Annotated in this window: 13 protein-coding genes; 3 read left to right on the top strand and 10 right to left on the bottom strand. The window is 71.1% G+C overall.

Annotation, left to right across the window (positions count from 1 at the left end; all coding sequences use genetic code 11):
- Positions 1-47 precede the first annotated feature (47 nt).
- Positions 48-845 (top strand): succinate dehydrogenase/fumarate reductase iron-sulfur subunit, encoded by a 798-nt coding sequence (locus tag FHX37_RS13565; protein ID WP_141924240.1) that lies wholly within the window; start codon positions 48-50, stop codon positions 843-845.
- Positions 846-869: 24 nt separating this feature from the next.
- Here the strand turns inward: FHX37_RS13565 and FHX37_RS13570 are convergent, their stop codons facing one another.
- The 10 genes from FHX37_RS13570 to FHX37_RS13615 all read right to left on the bottom strand — a co-directional run bounded on the left by FHX37_RS13570 (position 870) and on the right by FHX37_RS13615 (position 11,351).
- Complete coding sequence (locus FHX37_RS13570; protein WP_141924241.1) at positions 870-2,456, bottom strand: polyamine aminopropyltransferase; 1,587 nt, start codon at positions 2,454-2,456, stop codon at positions 870-872.
- Complete coding sequence (locus tag FHX37_RS13575) at positions 2,456-2,875, bottom strand: DUF350 domain-containing protein (RefSeq protein ID WP_141924242.1); 420 nt, start codon at positions 2,873-2,875, stop codon at positions 2,456-2,458. The genes FHX37_RS13570 and FHX37_RS13575 overlap by 1 nt, the downstream gene beginning before the upstream one ends.
- A gap of 48 nt (positions 2,876-2,923) precedes the next feature.
- The gene (locus FHX37_RS13580) at positions 2,924-3,154 is read right to left on the bottom strand and encodes a hypothetical protein (RefSeq protein ID WP_141924243.1); all 231 of its coding nucleotides are present in this window, start codon (positions 3,152-3,154) and stop codon (positions 2,924-2,926) included.
- 126 nt (positions 3,155-3,280) lie between these two features.
- Entirely contained in the window at positions 3,281-3,661 is a 381-nt protein-coding gene (locus FHX37_RS13585) for a hypothetical protein (protein WP_141924244.1), read from the bottom strand.
- On the bottom strand, positions 3,654-4,205 hold the full coding sequence (locus FHX37_RS13590; protein WP_141924245.1) for a DUF2617 family protein: 552 nt from the start codon (positions 4,203-4,205) through the stop codon (positions 3,654-3,656). The genes FHX37_RS13585 and FHX37_RS13590 overlap by 8 nt, the downstream gene beginning before the upstream one ends.
- A gap of 4 nt (positions 4,206-4,209) precedes the next feature.
- On the bottom strand, positions 4,210-4,839 hold the full coding sequence (locus tag FHX37_RS13595) for a DUF4178 domain-containing protein (protein ID WP_394344497.1): 630 nt from the start codon (positions 4,837-4,839) through the stop codon (positions 4,210-4,212).
- Positions 4,840-5,173: 334 nt separating this feature from the next.
- Positions 5,174-5,746 (bottom strand): TIGR03086 family metal-binding protein, encoded by a 573-nt coding sequence (locus FHX37_RS13600; protein WP_170181583.1) that lies wholly within the window; start codon positions 5,744-5,746, stop codon positions 5,174-5,176.
- A gap of 177 nt (positions 5,747-5,923) precedes the next feature.
- Positions 5,924-7,810: a translational GTPase TypA gene (gene typA, locus FHX37_RS13605; protein ID WP_141924247.1), complete on the bottom strand. Its 1,887-nt coding sequence runs from the start codon at positions 7,808-7,810 to the stop codon at positions 5,924-5,926.
- A 664-nt stretch (positions 7,811-8,474) separates the two neighbouring features.
- Entirely contained in the window at positions 8,475-10,691 is a 2,217-nt protein-coding gene (gene recD2, locus FHX37_RS13610; RefSeq protein WP_246062283.1) for an SF1B family DNA helicase RecD2, read from the bottom strand.
- Between the two features lie 96 nt (positions 10,692-10,787).
- Positions 10,788-11,351, bottom strand: coding sequence for a hypothetical protein (locus FHX37_RS13615; protein WP_141924249.1), 564 nt, complete (start codon positions 11,349-11,351; stop codon positions 10,788-10,790).
- A gap of 200 nt (positions 11,352-11,551) precedes the next feature.
- On the opposite strand from FHX37_RS13615, the gene FHX37_RS13620 reads away from it, so the two are divergent.
- Both FHX37_RS13620 and FHX37_RS13625 read left to right on the top strand, forming a co-directional pair.
- Entirely contained in the window at positions 11,552-12,724 is a 1,173-nt protein-coding gene (locus FHX37_RS13620) for an esterase-like activity of phytase family protein (RefSeq protein WP_141924250.1), read from the top strand.
- 108 nt (positions 12,725-12,832) lie between these two features.
- Complete coding sequence (locus FHX37_RS13625) at positions 12,833-15,970, top strand: amidohydrolase family protein (protein ID WP_141924251.1); 3,138 nt, start codon at positions 12,833-12,835, stop codon at positions 15,968-15,970.
- Positions 15,971-16,127 lie beyond the last annotated feature (157 nt).

Here is a 16,127-nt window from a genome sequence, read left to right on the forward strand (position 1 = left end):
AGGGGCGTCCTTCCCGCCCGACGGACGGGACCCGCGCCCCGACCGCTATGACCACCACCCGAACGTTCCACGTGTGGCGCGGCGACGGCGACGGTGACCTGGCCACCTACGAGGTCCAGGCCCAGGAGGGCGAGGTCGTGCTGGACGTGCTGCACCGGTTGCAGGCCACCCAGGCTCCCGACTTGGCGGTGCGGTGGAACTGCAAGGCCGGCAAGTGCGGCTCGTGCTCGGTGGAGATCAACGGGCGACCCACACTGTCCTGCATGACCAGGATGAGCACGTTCGGCCCGGAGGAGGAGATCACCGTCACCCCCATGCGGACCTTCCCGGTCATCCGCGACCTCGTGTGCGACGTGTCGTACAACTACCAGAAGGCCCGCGAGATCCCCTCGTTCACCCCCGACCCGGAGAAGCAGCCGGGGGACTTCCGGATGGCCCAGGCGGACGTGCAGCGTCCCCAGGAGTTCCGCAAGTGCATCGAGTGTTTCCTGTGCCAGGACGTCTGCCACGTGATCCGGGACCACGAGGAGAACAAGCCCGCCTTCTCCGGGCCGCGCTACCTGATGCGGGTGGCCGAGCTGGAGATGCACCCCGAGGACACCGCCGACCGGCGCACCATCGCCCAGGACGAGTTCGGGATGGGCTACTGCAACATCACCAAGTGCTGCACCGAGGTGTGTCCGGAGAACATCGCCATCACCGACAACGCCCTCATCCCCCTCAAGGAGCGGATCGCCGACCGGCGCTACGATCCCGTGGTGTGGCTCGGGGAGAAGATCGGCCTGCGCAGCGGCGCCGACACCCCCAGTGTGCCCAACACGCGTCCCGACACCGGACAGCAGTGACCGCCCCGCCCGGGGTGGTACGGGTCAGTACCCCTGCCAGGCGCCGCGTTCGTAGTCGAGGATGCGCGGGCTGAGGAGGCTGGAGGCTTCGGTTTCCGTGGCGCGGCGGTCCTTGGGGAACACCCGTGCCGCGGCGAGGGTGCGCTCGTCCAGGAACCGCAACCGGGGGTGGCTGTCGGGAAGCGCCACCTCGGGGGCGTCCCCGCGGGGTTGCGCGAGGAAGAAGCCCCAGTTGCCGAAACTGGGCACGTCCACGTTGTAGGGGGTGCGTTCCCAACCGGCGTCGTCGAGGCCCTGGCCCACGCTCCAGAACGCCTCCCGGGCGAAGTAGGGCGACCCCGCCTGCACCGTCATGCGTCCCCCCTCGGCGACGGCGTTGCGCGCCAGGGTGTAGAACTCCGTGGAGTACAGCTTCGCCGTGGAAACACTGTCGGGGTCGGGCATGTCGGCCAGCACCACGTCGAACCGGTCGCCGTTGTCCCGCAGCCAGTTGAACGCGTCGGCGTGCACCACGTCCACCCGGTCGTCGTCCAGGGAGTCGCCGTTGAGCCCGGTGAGTTCGGGCATGGAGCGCGCGAGCCGGGTCACCGCCGGGTCCAGCTCCACCAGGGTCACGTGCTCCACGTCGTCGTAGTCCAGGATCTCGCGCAGTGCGAGCCCGTCGCCGCCGCCGAGCACGAGGACCTCCCCGTGCGGTCCGTTCATCGCCGGGTGCACCAGCGCCTCGTGGTAGCGGTACTCGTCCAGCGAGCTGAACTGCAGGTCCCCGTCCAGGAAGAGCCGCGTGTCGGAGCCGTCGGGTTTCCGGGTGACGACGATCTCCTGGTACTCGGAACGCTGCGCGTGGACGACCGGGTCGCGGTACAGCGCCTGGCGCGCGCTCACCTCGAATTTCCCGGACAGCAGGAACGCCGAGGCGAGCACCGCCAGCACCAGCGCCAGTCCCACTGCGGGGAGGACGCGGCCGCGGCGGGACAGGGAACCGCGGAACAGCCACAGCACGACCAGCACCCCGACGACGGCGTTCACCGCGCCGATGAGCAGCGTCCCTCTGAGCAGGCCGAACAGCGGAAGCAGGGCGAACGGGAACGCGAGGCCGCCGACCAGCCCTCCCACGTAGTCGGCGGCGAACAGGTCGGCGGCGGCGCTGGCCGCCTCCTGGCGGCGGATGCGCTGGATCAGTGTCATCAGCAGCGGGATCTCGGCCCCGATCAGCGCGCCGATGGTGAACGAGACGGCGACCATGGCGGGCTGGTACAGCGAGTACCAGGCGAAGGCCGCGTACAGCACGAGTACGGACATCCCGCCGACGAGGGAGAGCACCCCCTCGATGATGGCGAACCAGAAGGCGGGCCGGTCGGTGAGTCGTTTGGACAGCAGCGACCCCGCCCCCATGGCGAACACCATCACCGACAGCACCACCGAGGCCTGGACGATGGTGTCCCCGAGGAGGTAGCTCCCCAGCGCCACCAGAGCGAGCTCGTACAGCAGCCCGCAGGCGGCGCAGACGAACACCGCCGTCAGGACGAGCCAGCGTGCCGCACGGGTGGAAACGGGAAGCCGGACCGGTGGCGTGTCGCCGGCTTCCCGCTCGTGTTGCTGCTGCTCCATCAGGAGATGGCGGCGGCGAGGACGAGCGCCAGCGCGAGGTGCGCGGCGGAGTTCACCCACACGGCCGGGTGCGGCTGGTCGTCGGTGACGAGCTCACCCAGCTTGCCCGGGGTCAGCAGGTCGATGACGAGGAACGCCACGCCCATCAGCAGCAGCCCCACCGTGCCGTAGGCGGCGCTCGCCGCCGCCCCCGGCACGAAGTGGCCCTCGCTGACGTAGATGGCGGTGGAGACGATGACCGCCACCCCCAGCATGTTCGTGGCCACCAGGACGGCCGCGTTGCGGTTGCGGTTCCGCCAGATGAGGGTGTGCAGCCGCCCCGGGGTCAGCAGGTCGACCAGTAGGTAACCAAGCACCATCAGCACCATGCCGACCGCGCCGTAGGCGAGGCTGGCCAGGATCTCGTAGACCAGGTTCATCAGTTGGGTGTCCAATCGGGGGTCGGGGGAAGGGTCCGGGAGGGTGGTTCACTTGCCGAAGCCGGGGCCGCCGCCGCGGAAGGAGAAGATCCCGCCGGTGGAGCCGTGCGAACTGTCGCAGTCGTCGTAGTCGTCGCTGTCGTGCTTCGCGCTGTAGTGGTCGTCGTCGCCGTAGCGGTCGTCGTCGCAGCCCGAGTTGGGCAGGATGACCACCGCCACCAGGATGACTCCCAGGATGCCGAGCACCCACAGCACGGTCTTGGGCGTTCTCTCACTCACGGTCGGGGCTCCTCTCAGCACCAGCCAACTGTGCCGGAGGCGGCGCTGGAGGCCGCTCCCGGCGTGTTCGTGGCGACCGGGGCGGTCGGGTCGCGGTCGCGGTTCCGCCGGACGGGGGCACGCGGTTCACTTTCCGGATCCCGGACCGCCGCCCCGATGGGAGAAGATCCCGCCGGTGGAGCCATTCGAACCGTCGCAGTCGTCGTAGTCGTCATAGTCGTCGCTGTCGGACTCTGTGCTGTGGTCGTCCTCGAAGGGGTCGTCCTCGCTGCCGGAGCCCGCGCCGCGGTCGTCCTCCTCGAAAGGGTCGTCGCTGTCGGACTCCAGGCTGTACTCGTCCTCCGAGGAGTCGTCCTCACTGGCGGAGCCCGCCACGTGGTCGTCGCTGTACCGTCCCTCGTCGCACTCTGAGGAGGCCACGCTGAACACCACCACCACGACCGCTATGACGAGGCCGAGAATGCCGGACACCAGGCGCGCCTTCGCTATGCGCGGGTTGTCACTCACGGTCGGGGTGCTCCTTTCGGCCCCGTCCCGCCCGGTCCGGTGCGCAGACGGTGGTCGTCGTCACCAGTTCCCCTGTGTTCGGGTATCCGTGCCAGGTACGCCACCGCAGCTGCCCTTCCTCGGGGGGCTGGACGGTGAGTGTGGTGACCGCGTACGGGTTGCCCGGAAAGGAGGCCACGACGGAGTGGGGGTCGTATCCGGCCGCGGCCCGGACCCGGTCGACCCGTTCGGTGAACTCGGTCCAGGCGAGCACCGCCACCTCGCTGGTGAAGGTGTAGGTGCCCGCGCCCGCGGGCGTGGTTTCCACGTGCGGGGGCAGTTCCCCCTCCCGGCCGGGCAGGCAGGCCACCGTCTCGACGAGCGGGGTATGGCCGTTGCGGTGCAGCACCACCTGGTGGGAGGCCCCCAGGATGCGCAGTTCCGCACGGCAGGCGCCGAGGGGCACGGTGAGTTTCGCCAGCGGCGCGAGCTCGGGCTCCTCCAGCGTCCACACCAGGTCGGACGCGCGGGTGTCGGCGAATTCGGCGTTCAGTGAGGTCCGCACCGGATCACTGCCCCGAGGCCGGGTAGATGGTGAAGTCCCCACGGGTGACGGTGACGCCGGTGCTGGGTTCCCACCGCCCGTGGTCGAACCGTTCGAACGCGAGGCGCGCGCCGCCGTCGCCCTCGTAGTCGGCGTAGTCCATACCGCCCTCGGCTCGCAGGCCGGTGGTTCCCTCGGAACGGTAGGCGGCGGATCCCCGTTCGGCGAGCCGGTAGCGCACCCCGTCGAGTTCCAGGGAGGAGTCGTGCGGGGTGAGCTCGAGTTCGGGGCGGCCGGTCCACAGCACCATCCGCAGGTCGGGGTCGTACTCGACGGACAGCCAGCGTTTCCCCTCCTCTACCTCCAGGAAGTGCTCCGCCCAGCTCACTCCGCCTTCGGAGAGCCGTAGCGTGCCCCGGATCCAGGTGCGTTCGGTGCCGAACTCGAGCATGTCCCCGGCCTTGAGCGCTCCGGGGTCGCCCTGGATGTCGCCGACGTCGGCGAACGGGTCTTGGGGCGTCGCGGACCTCGTCGGTGTGTCGGGGTTTCTGCGTCTGTTTCGCCTCACCAGTGCCGCCGTCACGGCCGCGGCCACCACCGCGGCCACCACCACGAGCACGACGGCGAGGACCAGTAACGAACCCGGGCCTACCACGGTTCCCCCTCGTCGGTCTTGACACGTCTCCCCGCTGCGGGACCACTAGGTCCTGTTTTTGGACGCTGTTCGTCGCGAGCGGCGTCTCCGGTGCCGCCCGGCAAGGCCGGTCAGGGAGGCGGAGCGGACCCTCCGCCGACCGACGGGAACACCGCCGGGCGGTGCACCGGGGCGACGCGCAGCAGGACAAGCGTCCGAAAACAGGACCTAGGGTCCCAGGGGTCGGTTGCGTCCGGTGGGACGTGCGGCAGGCCCGTACCCGCTCCCCGACGGTGGTTGCATTGCTATAACAGCCTGCCGGTGGCCCGCAGTGCCACGTGCCGGGGACGCGGGTTCAGGGGCGCCGGCCGAGGAAGGCCACGAGCCGGTCGGATGGTGTGGCGTCGGAGGGCGCCTCAACCTCCGCGGCGAACACTCCCTCCCGGACCTCGGGCGTGATGGCGCCGGAGCAGAACTCGTACAGGTCCTGGGCGAGGTCGTCGGGAAGGCTCGCGTCCTGGCCGCTCGCCCGCGCGATGTCCCAGCTGTGCACGGCCAGGTCGGTGGCGAGCAGGGACGCCGCCACCCCCGCGGGAAGTCCCGGCATCGGCGCGTTCACGGTGCGGTTCCACAGCCCGGGGTCGGAGAACACCGGACGGGCGCGCGCGGCCGTCCGGGCGAGCGCCTCGGCGGGGGTGCCGTCGATCCCCACCGCCGCTGTCCGCTGCGGATCCATCTCCTCGGGGGTGGCGTCCGCGCCGGAGAGGCCGCGCGAGGACACGTCGAGGGTGTTGATCATGTGGCTGAGGAGCTGGCTCAGGTCCCACTCGGCGCACGGTGTGGGCGAGTCGAGCGGGGTGGCGCCGAGCCCGTCGACGGTGGAGACGGCGACGTCGAGCGCGCGGTGCAGGGTCGGTTCGGAGACCACGGGGCGTCCCTTCCGGATGGCGAACGGTCGCGCCCATTCTGGCCGGTGCGGGACGGGGCGGCCACCCCTGCAGGAGGGCGCGGGGGCCGTGTTCCGCCCCGGGCCTGGCGGACGAACCGCGTCCGTCCGCCAGGGCCCGGATTCGCCGGGGGTCTCCGAAGGAGAGTCGGGCGGGGGCTACTCCTTCTTCTTCTGCGCGGCCTGGCGTCCGCGCTGCCGGTGGTCCAGGACGTTCTTCCGGATGCGTACCGCGTCCGGGGTGACCTCGACGCACTCGTCCTCGCGGCAGAACTCCAGCGACTGCTCCAGGGAGAGGTGGCGGGGCGGAACCAGCCGTTCCAGCTCCTCACCGGTCGCCGAGCGCACGTTGGTGAGCTTCTTCTCCTTGGTGATGTTGACGTCCATGTCGTCGGGGCGGGAGTTCTCCCCCACGACCATGCCCTCGTAGACCTCGGTTCCCGGGTCGACGAACAGCGTGCCGCGCTCCTGGAGGTTGAACATGGAGAACGTGGTCGCCTTACCGGTGCGGTCGGCCACGATGGAACCGGTGGGACGGGTGCGCAGGTCACCGAACCACGGCTCGAAGCCCTCGAACACGTGGTGGGCGAGGCCGGTACCGCGGGTCTCGCTGAGGAACTCGGTGCGGAAACCGATCAGCCCCCGGGAGGGAATCAGCCAGTCCATCCGCACCCAGCCGGTGCCGTGGTTGGTCATGTGTTCCATCCGGCCCTTGCGGACGCTGAGCAGCTGGGTGATCGCGCCGAGGTAGTCCTCGGGGGCGTCCACGGTGAGGCGTTCGACCGGTTCGTGGAGCTTGCCGTCGATGGTGCGGGTGACCACCTGCGGTTTGCCGATGGTGAGCTCGTATCCCTCCCGGCGCATCTGCTCCACCAGCACCGCGAGCGCGAGCTCGCCGCGACCCTGCACCTCCCAGGTGTCGGGGCGCTCCGTGGGTACCACGCGCAGGCTGACGTTACCCACGAGCTCGCGGTCCAGCCGGTCCTTCACCAGCCGCGCGGTCACCTTGGCGCCCTTGGTCCGGCCGACGAGCGGCGAGGTGTTGGTGCCCACCGTCATCGAGATCGCGGGCTCGTCCACGGTGATCAGCGGCAGCTGGCGCGGGTCCTCCGGGTCGGCGAGCGTCTCGCCGATCATGATGTCGGAGATACCGGCGATGGCGATGATGTCGCCGGGGCCGGCCTGCTCGGCGGTCTGGCGTTCCAGGCCGTTGGTCATCATGAGCTCGCTGATCCGCACCTTCTGCACGGAACCGTCGCCCTTGATCCAGGCGACCTGCTGCCCCTTGCGGATCTCACCCTGCTTCACCCGGCACAGCGCGATCCGCCCGAGGAAGGAGGACGCGTCCAGGTTGGTGACGTGGGCCTGGAACGGGATGCCCGGCGTGTACTCCGGGGCAGGGATGGTCTCCAACAGGGTGGTGAAGAACGGCACGAGAGTGTCGCTGTCGGGGGCCTCGCCGTTCGCCGGCCGTTCCAGGGAGGCCTTCCCGTCGCGCGCGCACGCGTAGACGATCGGGAACTCGATCTGGGACTCGTCGGCGTCGAGGTCGAGGAACAGTTCGTAGACCTCGTCCACGACCTCGCCGATGCGGCTGTCCGGCCGGTCCACCTTGTTGACGACCAGGATCACCGGGAGTTTGGCGTCCAGGGCCTTGCGCAGCACGAACCTGGTCTGCGGCAGCGGCCCCTCGCTCGCGTCGACCAGCAGCACCACGCCGTCCACCATGGACAGGCCGCGTTCCACCTCACCGCCGAAGTCGGCGTGGCCCGGCGTGTCGATGATGTTGATCACGACGTCCTCGCGTTCGGGCGTCGTGTAGTGGACGGCGGTGTTCTTCGCGAGAATGGTGATGCCCTTCTCGCGCTCCAGGTCGTTGGAGTCCATCACGCGCTCGTCGACGTCCTCGTTGGCCCGGAACACGCCCGACTGCCACAGCATGGCGTCAACGAGCGTGGTTTTGCCGTGGTCGACGTGCGAAACGATGGCGACGTTGCGGAGGTCACCCCGGCGTGCGGAGCCTTCGACAGGCGTAGCGCTGGACATGCGAAAGTCTCGATCTCATCTGCTGGGAAGAACCGCGACACCCGCGGCCTCCCCCAAGACTATCCGCCCGTGACCGCGACAGCGGGAAACGGGCAGCGCAGCGGGGTACCGGGCCGGTGGGGCCCCGGGCGCCGATCCGCGCCGACGCCCGAGGGAAGCGCTGACGCTCTCCGGGGGGAGTGGCGAGAGCGGCAGCGCCCGGCCGGGGAAGCGGTGAGCCCCGCGGGGGCTCTTCCCACCTCGGACTTCCCCGATCCGGAAATGAGCCTATGCACTCGCGTAGCGGCTCGCAGGGAAAACCGGAAACTACCCGGTAGTCGGGGCGCTGGACCGCCGCCCGTGTTCCGCGGCGGGAATGGGACGGGGGCGCTGTGTCCCGCACGGGCGGCGGTCCCGCCCGGCCGCTCTCGTTCCCGGGAGAGGAGCGGGCGCGAGGGCGGCCCACGGCGCTGCGGGGCTGGAGAGGGGGAACAGCCCGCACTACCGCAGGGTCCACGTTAGGTCATGCCGTCCGAGAAATCAGTTGTCCAAAAATACAAAATCAGCGCAAAATCCAGGCCTACCGGACAAAACATGTACGCCAAATGAGGAATATCGGAAATAGTAATCGATATGCCGCTGAGAAAAGGGTCCGGGTGGTTCCCCCGCTCGCGGACTCTCCGCCTCACGCGGCGACGAGACGGTGCGCCAGCGCGGTGTGCCGGCGTCCCGCGCTGGCGTTGCGTACCGCCTGCGCGATGGCCCGGCGGGAACCGACGAGCACCACCAGCCGCTTCGCCCGCGTTATGGCGGTGTACAGCAGGTTGCGCTGCAGCATCATCCACGCGCTCGTCGTCACCGGGATCACGACGGCGGGGTACTCGCTGCCCTGCGAACGGTGGATCGTCACCGCGTAGGCGTGCACCAGCTCGTCCAGCTCGACGAAGTCGTAGCCGACCTCCTCGTCCTCGTCGGTGCGCACGAGGACCTGCTGCTCGTCGTGGTCCACCCCGGTGACCACGCCCAGCGTCCCGTTGAACACCCCGTTGGCACCCTTGTCATAGTTGTTCCGGATCTGGGCGACCTTGTCGCCGACCCGGAACACCCGCCCGCCCGCACGGCGCTGCGGCACCCCCTCCCGTTCCGGGGTGAGCGCCTCCTGCAGCCGGGTGTTCAGGTTGCCGGCCCCGGCGGGGCTGCGGTGCATCGGGGCCAGCACCTGGACGTCGCGCCGCGGGTCGTAACCGAACTTGCGGGGGATCCGGTTGGCGACCACGTCCACCGTGATGTCGGCCGTGCTCTCGGTTTCCTCGCACGCGAACAGGAAGAAGTCGTCCATCCCCTCCAGCCGCGGCCGCTGACCGCTGTTGACCCGGTGTGCGTTGGCGACCACCCCGGACTGCTGCGCCTGCCGGAACACGCGGGTGAGCCGCACGTCCGGTATCGGGGAGTCCTCGTGCAACAGGTCCCGCAGCACCTGCCCGGCGCCGACGGACGGCAGCTGGTCCACGTCGCCCACCAGCAGCAGGTGGGCGCCGGGCGGCACCGCCTTCGCGAGCTTGTTCGCCAGCAGCAGGTCCAGCATGGAGGCCTCGTCCACCACGAGCAGGTCGCAGTCCAGCGGCCGGTCCTTGTCGTAGGACGCCTCCCCTCCGGGTTTGAGCTCCAGCATCCGGTGGACCGTGGACGCCTCGTGGCCGGTGAGTTCGGTCAGCCGCTTGGCGGCCCGGCCGGTGGGCGCCGCCAGCAGGATGGTGGCGCGCTTCGCCGCCGCCAGCGCGATGACGGAGGACACCGTGAACGACTTGCCGCACCCGGGGCCGCCGGTGAGGACGGCGACCTTGCTCGTCAGCGCGAGCCGCACCGCATCCTCCTGCTCCTCGGCGAGGTCGGTCCCGGTGCGCTCCCGCAGCCACCCCAGCGCCCTGTCCCAGTCCACGTCGGCGAAGGACCCCATCCGGTCCGAGGGGTTGTTGAGCAGCATCCGCAGCTGGGCGGCGAGCCCCACCTCCGCCCGCTGGAACGGCACCAGGTAGACCGCGTTGACCGTCTCCCCGTCCGGTCCGGGCAGCGCCTCCTTCACCACCCCCTCCTCGGCCACCAGGTCGGCCAGGCACTCGATCACCAGGGCCGAGTCGACCTGCAGGATCTTGACGGACTCGGAGATCAGCCGGTCCTCGGGCAGGTAGCAGTGCCCGTCCGAGGTGGACTCGGACAGGGTGAACTGGATACCGGCCATGACCCGCTGCGGACTGTCGTGCGGGATGCCCACGGACTGGGCGATGGTGTCGGCGGTCTTGAAGCCGATCCCCCACACGTCGGTGGCCAGCCGGTAGGGCTCGTTGCGCACCACGCTGATGGACGCGTCCCCGTACTTCTTGTAGATCCGCACCGCCAGCGAGGTGGAGACGCCCACCCCCTGCAGGAAGACCATCACCTCCTTGATGGCCTTCTGCTCCTCCCACGCCTCGGCGATCAGCCGGGTACGCTTCGGGCCGAGCTTGGGCACCTCGTTGAGCCGCTGCGGGTCCTCCTCGATGACGTCCAGCGCCGCGACCCCGAAATGGTCCACGATCCGTTCGGCGAGCCGCGGCCCGATCCCCTTCACCAGACCAGAGCCGAGGAACCGCCGCACCCCCTGCACCGTGGCGGGCAGCACGGTGGTGTAGTTCTCCACCCGGAACTGCCGCCCGTACTGCGGGTGCGAGCCCCACCGCCCCTCCATCCGCAGCGACTCGCCCGGCTGGGCGCCCAGCAGCGCGCCCACCACGGTGGTCAGCTCACTGTCGCGCCCGTTGTCGACCTTGGCGACGGTGTAGCCGGTCTCCTCGTTCGCGTACGTGACGCGCTCCAGGACACCCTCCAGCACCGTCAGGTTCGGCCCCTGACTGGACGACGCCACCAGACCCTCCCTCTCGTCTCCGCTCCCTCCAGCATGCCCGCTACGAGCGGGGCGCGGAGCGGCCCGCGGCGTTTCGCCGCGGGCCGCAGCGACGTGTCACTCCCCCCAGTAGTACGCCCGGGACCTGCCGTGCAACAGCAGCCCCAGCAACAGCGCGGCGAAGAGCACGACGGTGACGTTTCCTACGCCCACTCCGGTTTCCGTCAGCATGCCCGCCGCGGTCATCACGACGATGAACGCCTGGAACGCCACCAGGAGCGCGTGCACCACCCGGGACCGGATCCCCAGCACACTGGCCAGCGCGACAGACAGCACACCGTAGATGCCGGTGATAATGGCCGTCGCCATGACGAAGGACTGGATGGAGACCCCGTCTTGGCCCTTGTCGTCCATGGACTCTCTCATTCCCGCCGCGACATCCGGGTCCATGGCGAGAAGCGCCACGAGGACGGGGATCAGCAGCCCCAGCGCCCCGGCGAGGAACATCAGCACCCGGACGGCGACCAGTGTGCCCGGTTTGCCGTGCCGGACGGACTGCTGCGGATGACCGGGGGCGGGGTAGCGCGGGTAACGGGGCTCAGGGTAGCGCGGATAAGCGGGGGCGGGGTAGCCCGACTGGCCGTACGCCTCGTGCGGGCCGGAGGGCTGTTGGGGATCCATGGGGGTACCTTTCCGGGGGTGTCTCGCGTAGGGGCGCGCCGGACACGCGACCGCCGCGTTCCGGCCGCCTATTGTGCTACACCAGGTAGCCGTGCTCACTGCCGCCCGCGTGCCGGACCGGCCCGCTTCCTTCCCTCGGCTCCACCCCGCCGTCACCCCGCGGTGGCGGCGCGGACACCCGAGCATGGTGGAATCGCGGCATGCCAGCACCGACACGCCTCGCCGCGGCGGGCGCGCTCGCCCTGAGCCTCACCGCCGCACCCCAGCCAGCCTCCGCGGAGCCGGCCGGTGACTCCCCCGTCCGGCTGCTGGGTTCCGCCACCGTCCCGCACGGCACCACTGTGGCGGGCACCACCGTGGGAGGCCTCTCCGGCATCGACCGCGACCCCGCCACCGGCCGTTACCTGCTCCTCAGTGACGACCGCTCGCGGCACGACCCGGCCCGGTTCTACACCGCGGACATCGACGTCTCCCGCGACGCCCCGCCGGAGGTGGACATCACCGGGGTCCGCACCCTGCGCGCCGAGGACGGTTCCCCCTACCCGCCGCTGGGGGAGTTCGCCGCCAGCGGGTGCGCCAGCCCCGACGCCCGCTGCGCCCGGGAGGGGACCGTGGACCCGGAGGAGGTACGCGTCGGCCCGCGCGGCCGCGTGTGGTGGACCACCGAGGGCGAACGCAGCGCCGAACCGCGCGTGCGGCTGCACCCGCAGGTGCGGGTGGCCGACCGCGACGGCACCACCACCCGCCGACTGCCGGTTCCGCACCTGCTGCGCATGAGCCCGGCCCAGCGCGGCCCCCGCGCGAACCTCACCCTGGAGGGGATGGACCTCACCCCCGGCGGCGACGTCGTCACCGCGATGGAGGGGCCGCTGCTGCAGGACGGCGCCGTTCCCACCCCCGAGGAGGGGGCGGTGGCGCGGTTCACCCGCACCAGCGGCGACGGCACCGTCCGGGCACAGTACGGCTACCCCGTGGACCCCGTCCCCGCCGCTCCCGACCCCGCCGGCGGCGCCGCCGACAACGGGGTGAGCGCGCTCCTGGCCGACCCCGCCCGGCCGGGCGAGTACCTGGTGGTGGAACGCGCCTACGTGTCCGGCGTCGGCAACGACATCCGCGTCTACCGGGCCGACACCACCCGTGCCGCCGACATCGCGGGCGTTCCCGCCCTGGAGTGGGGGCACCGCGATCCCCGGCTGGTGGAGAAGACGCTGCTGGCCGACCTCGGCGACACGGGCCTGGAGCATGTGGACAACGTCGAGGGCGCCACCTGGGGGCCGCGCCTGCCCGGCGGGGAGCGCACCCTGCTACTGGTGACCGACGACAACTTCTCCACGAACCAGGAAACCCAGGTCATCGCGCTCGCGGTGGGGTGAGCCCGCGGCGGCGCACCGCTGGGTACGCGCGCGAGCACGTATTGCACCCGGAACCGGTGGTGGGATAGAAGGGGTTCCGCCCCCTGTCCCGGCCCCACGGAGGCGAACGTGCCCCTCCCCGAGCCATCCCGTGACGGAGTGAACCGCCGCGACCTGTTCGCGCTGGGCGGCACCCTCGCTCTCGCCGGGGGAGCGCTGTGGCTGCTCGACCCCGACGGCACCGTCCTGGCCGAGTCCGGCGACGCCGACACGTCGGGCACGGTCACGGTCACCGAGGGCACCAACATCTCGGCCACCGCTTCCCCGGACGGCTCCTGGCTCGTCCTCGACCTGTACACCGTGCTCTGGCTCGTGCCAGCGGCCGGTGGTAAGGCCCGGCGGCTGACCAGCGACCTGCAGGACGCCACCCGCCCCCACTTCGCCCCGGACTCGCGCACCCTGACGTTCCAGTCCTACCGGGAGGGCACGTACCACGTGTACACCCTGGAACTGCCCGACGGTGAACCGCGGCGCGTGACCGAGGGGCCGCACGACCACCGCGAACCCCGGTTCTCCCCGGACGGTTCCACCATCGCCATGGCCAGCGACCGCGACGGCGGCTACGGTGTCTGGCTCTACCACCGGGACTCGGAGGAACTCACCCCCCTCACGGGAGGCGATGTCGAGGCGGGCCATCCGAGCTGGGCGGCCGACGGCGGCCGTGTCGTCCACACCGCCGGCGCGGGGCGCAGTGTGCGCGCCACCGACCTGGACGGCGCCAGCACCGAGCTGGTGGCCGCCGTGGAGGGAACCACCGTCTCCTCGCCCGCGCTGAGCCCCGCGGGGAAACTGGCCCACGTACGCTCCGCCGAGACGGTGGACCTCGTGGTGGAGGGGACGGCCGTCACCGACGGTGAGGACGTGTTCCTCGGCGCGGTCTCCTGGACCGGGGAGGACACGCTGCTCTACACCGCCGACGGCGCGGTACGCCACCGTGATGTCTCCGCTGGCACGGCCGACGACACGGGGTTCCGCGCCTCGGTGGGCTACCGTGCCGCCACCGGCCACCCCGCCCGCCGCGACGTGGACGACACCACCGAGCGTCCGGTGCGCGGGATCGCCGGGCCCGTGCTGTCCCCGGACGGCCAGCGGGTGGCCTTCCGGGCCCTAGGGGCGGTGTGGGTGCTGGACATCGGCGGTGAGGCCCGCCGGATCACCGAGGAGGGCTACTTCCACTCCGACCCGGACTGGCATCCCGACGGCACCGCGCTGGTGTACTCCAGCGACCGGAGCGGACACCCCGCCCTGTGGCGCCATGACCTGGAGAGCGACACCCGCACCCGGCTCACGCGCCTGTCCGGGGCCCAACTCGCCCCTCGCTGGTCCCCCGACGGCGACCGCGTCGCCTACCAGGACCAGGACGGCGCGACGTGGGTCCACGACATCGGGGCGGACTCCACCAGGAGGGTGCTGCCGGAGCTGTTCCAGCCCGGCCGCCCCACCTGGTCGCCGGATGGCCGCACGCTGGCGCTGGCGGCGGTCCGGCCGCGCTCCCAGCGGTTCCGCGAGGGAACGAGCCAGATCCTCACCCTCGACCTGGGCAGCGGTACCACCCGCTACACCGAACCCGCCCCGTACCGTTCGCTGTCCACCCGGGGCGACGACGGTCCCGTGTGGTCCCCCGACGGCCGGATGCTGGCCTTCGTCATGGAGAGCGTGCTGTGGGTGGTGCCCGTGGACGGGAGTGGCGCGTTCACGGGCACGGCGCGGCGGATCACCTCCGAGGTCACCGACTCCCCCACCTGGAGCGGCGACTCCCGCACCCTGCTGTACCTCAGTGGCGGGCGGCTGCGCCGCGTCAGTGCCACCGGCGGCGAGCCCGAGACCGTGTCCGTTCCGTTGACCTGGAAGCGCCCCGCGCCGGAGGGACGCACCGTGATCCGGGCGGGGGCGCTGTGGGACGGCGTCGCCGAGGGGCTGCGCCGCGACGTCGACATCGTCGTCGACGGCACCCGCGTCACCGAGGTCCGCGACCGCTCCGACGAGCCCGACACGGAGGGGGAGGCGACGGTGGTGGACGCCACCGGACTCACCGTGATCCCCGGCCTGATCGACGCGCACAACCACTGGCACCTGCGCGGCCGGCAGTGGGGCTCGCGCCAGGGAAGGTTGTGGCTGGCCTACGGCGTCACCGCCACCCGGTCGCCCGGCGACCCGGCGTACCAGATGCTGGAGACCCGGGAGGCGCTGGAGTCCGGCGCCGTCACCGGCCCGCGGTACTTCGCCACGGGTGAGGCCGTCGACGGCTCACGCGTCTACTACGACTTCATGCGCCCCACCCGGGACCGGGAACAGCTCGAGTTGGAGCTCCAACGCGCGTTCGACCTCGAGTACGACCTCGTCAAAACCTACGTGCGGCTTCCGGTGGACCTGCAGAGGGCGGCCGTCGCCAGGGCCCACGCCCAGGACCTGCCGTTGAGCTCGCACTACCTGTACCCGGCGGTGAGCCTGGGGATGGACGGTATGGAGCACACCGGCGCCACCAACCGTCTCGGCTACTCGCACACGGTCAGCGAGCTCGGACGCGCCTACGAGGACGCCACCGAGCTGTTCTCCCGCTCGGGGATGTCCATCACCCCCACCCTGTTCACCTCCGCGGTCCTGTACGGCGAGGACCGCTCGCTCGTGGACGACGAGCGCACCCGCACCCTGTTCCCCTCCTGGGAGTACGAGGACCTGCGGGCCAAGGCGGACCGGATGTCCCGCGACTCCCCGGAGGTGCGGCTGTACCGCGCCTCGCTGGAGAACAAGGTGGCGATGCTGCGCGCGATCCACGACGGCGGCGGCACCATCATCAGCGGCACCGACGCGCCGTTGGACAACACGGCGATCAGCCTGCACCAGAACATGCGCGCCATGGTCGCCCACGGTTTCACGCCGCGCGAGGCGCTCACGGTGACGACCACGGCCCCCGCCCGGTGGCTCGGCCTCGGCGGGGATCTGGGAACCGTCGAACCGGGGCGTCTCGCCGACCTCGCCATCGTGGACGGCGACCCGCTGGAGGACATCAACGCCGCCGCGAACGTGCGCATGACCGTCAGCAACGGGACCGTGCACACGGTCGAGGAACTGCTGGAACCGTTCGCCGACACGGCGAGGGCCACCGAGGACGAGGAGCGGACCACACGGCAGCGGGAACAGCTGGCCGCCGACGGCGAGCACTGGTGGCACGGCGAGTCGGAGCGCTCCTCCCCGCACCGCTGCTGACCGGCATCCGGGCTCCCCGCCCCGAGGCCGCACACGCGTACCGCCGTCCCCGGCACCATGACGTCACCCGCCAGAGTCGCCGCGCGTCCCCGGGCCGGTGCCATTCCCCGTGCCGCGGGGCCTCGCGCCAGCACCGGCCGCATCCGGACACGTGGGA

Source organism: Haloactinospora alba, from assembly GCF_006717075.1.
GTDB lineage: Bacteria > Actinomycetota > Actinomycetes > Streptosporangiales > Streptosporangiaceae > Haloactinospora > Haloactinospora alba.

What these genes read in the sequence shown, in the direction of transcription:
- FHX37_RS13620 (WP_141924250.1), top strand. Translation starts at nt 11,552, where the DNA reads ATGCCAGCACCGACACGCCTCGCCGCGGCGGGCGCGCTCGCCCTGAGC.
- FHX37_RS13575 (WP_141924242.1), bottom strand. Translation starts at nt 2,875, where the DNA reads ATGAACCTGGTCTACGAGATCCTGGCCAGCCTCGCCTACGGCGCGGTC.
- typA (WP_141924247.1), bottom strand. Translation starts at nt 7,810, where the DNA reads ATGTCCAGCGCTACGCCTGTCGAAGGCTCCGCACGCCGGGGTGACCTC.
- FHX37_RS13615 (WP_141924249.1), bottom strand. Translation starts at nt 11,351, where the DNA reads ATGGATCCCCAACAGCCCTCCGGCCCGCACGAGGCGTACGGCCAGTCG.
- FHX37_RS13570 (WP_141924241.1), bottom strand. Translation starts at nt 2,456, where the DNA reads ATGGAGCAGCAGCAACACGAGCGGGAAGCCGGCGACACGCCACCGGTC.
- FHX37_RS13565 (WP_141924240.1), top strand. Translation starts at nt 48, where the DNA reads ATGACCACCACCCGAACGTTCCACGTGTGGCGCGGCGACGGCGACGGT.